We start from the raw sequence: 5,942 nt of genomic DNA, 5'->3' as shown, positions 1-5,942 counted from the left end.
GGGTAAGCATCCTGCTTTTTGCCAATCGGAAATGGCGCAAAGCTAAAGGATCAGGCGCGCGAGGGGTGACAGGGTAAGGGGGGACAAAGGGAGGGATGCAGCGGCGAACCGCCGCTGTCGCCTGTGGGCGCGACGCAAGGCCGCGCCAACGACAGCGGATGCAGCCGGTTCAACGCAACGGATACAGCGCCTCGTCGAACTGTTCCAGGCGCGGGAACTCCAGTGGCTGATCGTCCGAGAGCTGTTCCAGCCGCTGGCGGTACTGCGCCAGGAACTCGCTTCGTGCCTCGTCGCTGATGTACGGCACATGCCAGGCCACGAACGGCGCCAATACGTCGAAACCGACATAGGCCAGGGTGCCGCGCAGGATCGGCCGCAGCATGTCTTCCAGCGGCCCATGGATCGCGCCCTCGCCGAACATGTGCTCGCGACCGCCCAGGGTCACGGTCACCAGCGCCTTCTTGCCCGCCAGGCCGCCCTGGTCGTAGAAGCGCTTGCCGCCATAGCACACACCCGACACCAGCACCCGGTCGATCCAGCCCTTGAGCATCGCCGGGGCGGAGAACCAGAAGATCGGGAAGTTCAGCACCAGCAGGTCGGCCCACAGCAGCTTGTCGAGCTCCTGCCGGATATCCGCGGCGATGGAGCCGCTCTTGACCCCCAGGCGTTGTTCCAGCGCATAGACCAGGTACTCGGGGTTCTCGCGCGTGGCGAAGTCATCGGCGCTGGCCACCGGGTTCCAGCCCATGGCGTACAGGTCGCTGACCTGCACCTGATGCCCCTGGGCCTTGAAAGTCTCCACCGCCTGGTCGCGCAGCGCGGCGGTGAACGAATGCGGTTCGGGATGGGCGTGGACGATCAGTACATTCATGAAAGCTGTCCTTCGGCAGTTGGCTGGGGGGTAGCAGCGGCGCGACCGGCCAGCAGGCGGTCGAGCCAGTCCGGGTCCATCTGCGGCTCCGAAGAGAACAGCAGCCCGGTGTAATCCTGATACGGCGGGGTGAAGATCGCCTCGCGGCGGCCATGGTCCACGACCCTGCCGCGCTGCATCACCATCACCTCGTCGGCAATGGCGCGCACCGTTGCCACGTCGTGGGTGATGAACAGATAGGCCACGCCCAGCTGGCGCTGGATGCGGTCGAGCAGCTTGAGCACGCCTTCGGCCACCAACTGGTCGAGTGCCGAGGTCACTTCGTCGCAGATGATCAGTTGCGGCTCGGCGGCCAGGGCACGGGCGATGCACACCCGCTGCTTCTGCCCACCGGACAGCTCGCGTGGCTGACGCTCCATGAACCTGGCAGGGTCCAGTTCGATCATCTCCAGCAGCTCGGCCACGCGCTCACGCAGCGCCCTGCCCTTGAGCCCCAGGTAGAAGGCCAGCGGGCGACCGATGATGTCGACGATGCGCTGGCGCGGATTGAGCGCGGTGTCGGGGATCTGGTAGATCATCTGGATACGGCGCAGTTGCTCCTTGCTGCGCCGCCGGTAGTCGGCCGGCAACAGGTCGCCGTCGTACAGCACCTGGCCGCTGCTCGGTTGCAGAAGCCCGGTAATCAGCCGCGCCGTGGTGCTCTTGCCACTGCCGGACTCACCGATCACCGCCAGGGTCTGCCCGCGCTGCAGCGTCAGCGACACATCGTGCAGCACCGGCTGCGCACCATAGCTGGCCGAAGCGTTGCGCACCTCCAGCAGCGGCCGGGCCTGCGCCTGCATGGCCTTGGGTTCGGTGTGGAAGCTGCGCACCGCCCACAGCGAGCGGGTGTAGTCCTGGCTGGGGGCGCCGAGCATGGTGCGGGTGGCGGCCTCCTCGACCAGGCTGCCGTGGCGCAGGACCATGATGCGGTCGGCGATCTGCGCCACCAGGGCCAGGTCGTGACTGATGTACAGCGCCGCGCTGCCGAAGCGCTTGACCGCATCGCGAATGGCGGCGATCACCTCGATCTGGGTGGTGACGTCGAGTGCAGTGGTCGGTTCGTCGAACACGATCAGGTCCGGGTGGCAGGCCATGGCCATGGCCGTCATCACCCGCTGCAGTTGGCCACCGGAGACCTGGTGCGGGTAGCGTCGGCCGATGTTCTCCGGGTCCGGCAGGCGCAGCACGCGGTACAGCTCGACCGCCTCGGCCTCGGCGGTGGCGCGGTCGATGCCGCCGTTGATCACGGCGGTTTCCACATGCTGGTCGATCAACCGATGCGCCGGGTTGAAGGACGCTGCAGCGCTCTGCGCGACATAGGCGACCCGCAGGCCGCGCAGCTTGCGCAGTGCCTCAGGGGCTGCGCCGACCAGTTCCTCGCCGTCGAAACGTACCGAACCACGGGCAATGCGGCAGCCGTCGCGCACATAGCCCATCGCCGCCAGGCCCAGGGTCGACTTGCCGGCCCCCGACTCACCGATCAGCCCCAGCACTTCGCCGCGTTGCAGGGTCAGGTCGATGCCCTTGACCAGCGGATGCCAGGTGTCGTCGGAGTGACCTTCGATGTGCAAATCACGGATTTCCAGTAGCGGTTTCATGCTCAGCACTCCTTCAGGCCGCTGGACTTGTGCAGCACCCAGTCGACGACGAAATTCACGCTCACGGTGATCAACGCCACTGCCAGCGCCGGAAGCAGCGGGCTGACATCGCCGAAGGTGATCAGCACGGCGTTGTCGCGCACCATGCTGCCCCAGTCGGCGGTAGGCGGCTGGATGCCCAGGCCGAGGAACGACAAGGCACTGATGAACAGGAAGACAAAGCAGAAGCGCAGGCCGAACTCGGCGACCAGCGGCGCCGCCGCATTGGGCAGCACCTCGCGGGTGACCAGCCACCACAGCCCTTCCCCGCGCAGCCGCGCGGCCTCGACGAAGTCCTGCACCACCACGCTCATCGCCACCGCCCGCGACAGGCGGAACACGCGGGTGGCATCGAGCAGCGCGATCACCAGCACCAGCGAAGTGGTGGTGGTGCCGACCACGCTGAGGATCAGCAAGGCGAAGATCAGTTGCGGGATGGCCATGAGGATGTCCACCACCCGCGACATGCCCTGATCGATCCAGCCACCGCGGATCGCCGCCACCAGCCCGCAGAACCCGCCCAGGGCGAAGGCCAGCACGGTGGTCAGGAAGGCGATGCCCAGGGTGTTGCGTGCGCCGTAGACCAGGCGGCTGAACATGTCGCGGCCCAGGTTGTCGGTGCCGAGCAGGAACTGCCCGCCCCAGGGCGCGAAGCCCTCGCCGACCACCTCGGTCTCGCCGAACGGCGCCACCAGCGGCGCGAACAACGCCACCAGCACGTAGACCAGGATCACCAGCAGGCCGAACTTGGCGCTCAGCGGCGCGCGGCGCAATTGCGTGTACAGGCTCATGGGCTACCCCTTCGGATGCATCAGGCGCGGGTTGCTGGCGATCGACAGCACATCGGCACTGGTATTGAGCAGGATGTAGGTGGCGGCGAAGATCAGGCTGCAGGCCTGCACCACCGGGATGTCACGCTTGGCCACCGAGTCCACCAGCAACTGGCCCAGGCCCGGGTAGACGAACACCACCTCGACCACCACCACACCCACCACCAGGTACGCCAGGTTCAGCGCCACCACGTTGACGATCGGCGCCAGGGCGTTGGGCAAAGCGTGACGGAAGATGATCCGCGCCTGGCCGATGCCCTTGAGCCGGGCCATCTCGATGTAGGGGCTGGCGAGCAGGTTGATGAGCGAGGCGCGGGTCATGCGCATCATCTGCGCCACCACCACCAGGCTCAGGGTCAGCACCGGCAGCAACGAGCGCTCCAGCACTTCGCCAAGCGAGGCATCCGGAGCCAGGTTGGAGATGCTCGGCAACCAGGCCAGCTTCACCGCGAACACCAGGATCAGGATGTAGGCGACGAAGAACTCCGGGAACGACACCGCGCTCAGCGCGCTGGTGTTGAGCAGGCGGTCGAACCAGCTGTTGCGGTACAGCGCCGCGAGCATGCCCAGCAGCAGCGCCAGGGGTACCGACACCAGTGCCGCCAGCAGCGCCAGGCTGAAGGTGTTGCCCAGGCGCGCGCCGATCAGCTCGGCGATCGGCCGCTGGTTGGCCAGCGATACACCGAGGTCGCCTTGCAGCAGTTGCCAGCCCCAGTGGAAGAAGCGGGTCAGCGCCGGCTGGTCCAGGCCCAGCTGGGCGCGCAGCGCCGCCACGGTTTCCGGGGTGGCGGCCTGGCCGAGCATGGCCTGGGCCACGTCGCCCGGGAGCATGCCCACCGCCAGGAAGATGATCACCGACACCGCCAGCAGCGACAGCAGGCCCAGGGCCAGGCGCTGGGCGAGCAGTTTGCAGAGACTATTCACCGTACGGTCCTCACGACGAAATGGGGGTTCAGGCCTGCCACCAGCGCTCGATCAGGCGCAGGCCGTCCAGTTCACCGTAAGGGGCGGTGACGCCGCCATGCATGACGCGTCTGGAACGGGCCGCCACCGAGCTTGCGAACAGCGGCACGATGGCGCCGCCATCGTCGCGGCACAGCGCCTGCATCTCGTTGTACATTTCCTGGCGCAGCGGGGCGTTCATCTCGCCGCGGGCCGCGTTGAGCAACTGGTTGAAACGCGCGTTGTCCCAGTGCGTCTCGTTCCACGCCGCGCCCTTGGCGTAGCCGATGCTGAACATGCGGTCGGCGGTCAGGCTGGAGTACCAGAACGAGGTGGTGAAGGGCTGCTTCATCCACACATTGGTGAAGAAACCGTCGGCCGGCTCGCGCACCACGTCGATATCGATGCCGGCCTTGCGCGCCTGCTCCTTGAACAGCACCGAGGCGTCCACGGCGCCGGTATAGGCCGCGTCGGAGGCCTGCAGACGCACCTTGAGGCTGTCCATGCCGGCTTGCTTGAGGTAGAAGCGCGCCTTGTCGGCGTCGTACACACGCTGCTCCAGGGCGGCGTTGATGAAACGGCTGCCGGGCTGGATCGGGTGGTCGTTGCCGATCTGGCCGTAGCCGTACAGCACCGAGGTCAGCAGGGCCTGGCGGTCGATGGCGTGCTTGAGCGCCAGGCGCACGTTGTTATCCTTGAACTGTGCGGCGTCGCAGAGCATCGGGAAGGTGTAGTGCTGCGCGCCCTTGGTTTCCTCGATCACCAGTTGCGGGTTGCGCTTGAGCAGCGCCACGGTCTTGAGGTCGACCTTGTTGATCACATCGACCTGCCCTGTGACCAGGGCATTGACCCGCGCCGCGCCGTCGGCGATGGACAGCAGTTCGGCACTGGCAAAATGCGCCCTGCCCGGCTTCCAGTAGCCCGGGTTGCGCTCCAGATCCATGCGTACGCCAGGCTCGAAGTGCTTGAGGCGGTATCCGCCCGTGCCGATGCCGGCCTGCCAGTCGGCGAGACCGTCCTTGGCGGGCATGATCACCAGGTGATAGTCGGCCACCACATAGGGGAAGTCGGCGTTGCCCGAGTGCAGTTCGAACACCACCGTGGCAGGGTCCTGGGCGCGAACCACGGCGACATCGCCGAGCACGGTCTTGGCCGCCGAGGTCGATTTCTCGCCCAAGTGGTGCTGGATCGAGGCGACCACGTCGCCGGCATCGAGGCTCTTGCCGTCGTGGAAGGTCACGCCCTGGCGCAGGAAGAAGGTCCAGACCTTGGCATCGGGGCTGGACTCCCAGCGCTCGGCAAGCTCCGGGATCGCCGTGCCATCGACACCGATCTCGCTCAGGCTGTTGTACACCGCCGAGAAGCCGACGAAGGTGAAGGTGTCGCTCCAGGTGCCCGGGTCACGCGAGTCGGTGGTGCTGCCACCGGCCAGGCCCATGCGCAGGGTGCCGCCGGCCTTGGGTGTGGCCTCCTCGGCCCAGCCCGGCAGCGGCAGGCCCAGGGAGAAGGCGCCGGCAAAAGTCGCCGCCGCTGCGCTGTACTTGAGGAACTCCCGACGTGGCAGGCCACCGTCGGGCATCGCTTGAGTGATCTTGTTGTTCTTATCGCTCATGGCATTGC

At 66.8% G+C, this 5,942-nt stretch carries 5 protein-coding genes; all 5 read right to left on the bottom strand.

All coding sequences use genetic code 11. The annotated features are described in order from the left end of the window. Positions 1-169 precede the first annotated feature (169 nt). From AC1TXO_RS10780 to AC1TXO_RS10760, 5 genes are read right to left on the bottom strand one after another with little or no spacing between them, the layout of a single operon-like run. Positions 170-871, bottom strand: a complete 702-nt coding sequence (locus AC1TXO_RS10780) for an NAD(P)H-dependent oxidoreductase (protein ID WP_486406290.1) — start codon at positions 869-871, stop codon at positions 170-172. Beyond that, positions 868-2,511, bottom strand: a complete 1,644-nt coding sequence (locus AC1TXO_RS10775) for an ABC transporter ATP-binding protein (RefSeq protein WP_486406289.1) — start codon at positions 2,509-2,511, stop codon at positions 868-870. Before AC1TXO_RS10775 ends, AC1TXO_RS10780 begins: the two co-directional genes overlap by 4 nt. A gap of 2 nt (positions 2,512-2,513) precedes the next feature. Next, complete coding sequence (locus AC1TXO_RS10770; RefSeq protein WP_486406288.1) at positions 2,514-3,341, bottom strand: ABC transporter permease; 828 nt, start codon at positions 3,339-3,341, stop codon at positions 2,514-2,516. 3 nt (positions 3,342-3,344) lie between these two features. Then, positions 3,345-4,304: an ABC transporter permease gene (locus AC1TXO_RS10765; protein WP_486406287.1), complete on the bottom strand. Its 960-nt coding sequence runs from the start codon at positions 4,302-4,304 to the stop codon at positions 3,345-3,347. 28 nt (positions 4,305-4,332) lie between these two features. Further along, positions 4,333-5,934: an ABC transporter substrate-binding protein gene (locus AC1TXO_RS10760; RefSeq protein ID WP_486406286.1), complete on the bottom strand. Its 1,602-nt coding sequence runs from the start codon at positions 5,932-5,934 to the stop codon at positions 4,333-4,335. Positions 5,935-5,942: the final 8 nt, after the last annotated feature.

The sequence above is a fragment of the Pseudomonas sp. FA117 genome, from assembly GCF_057370475.1.
This window is presented reverse-complemented; position numbering and strand designations above follow the sequence as displayed.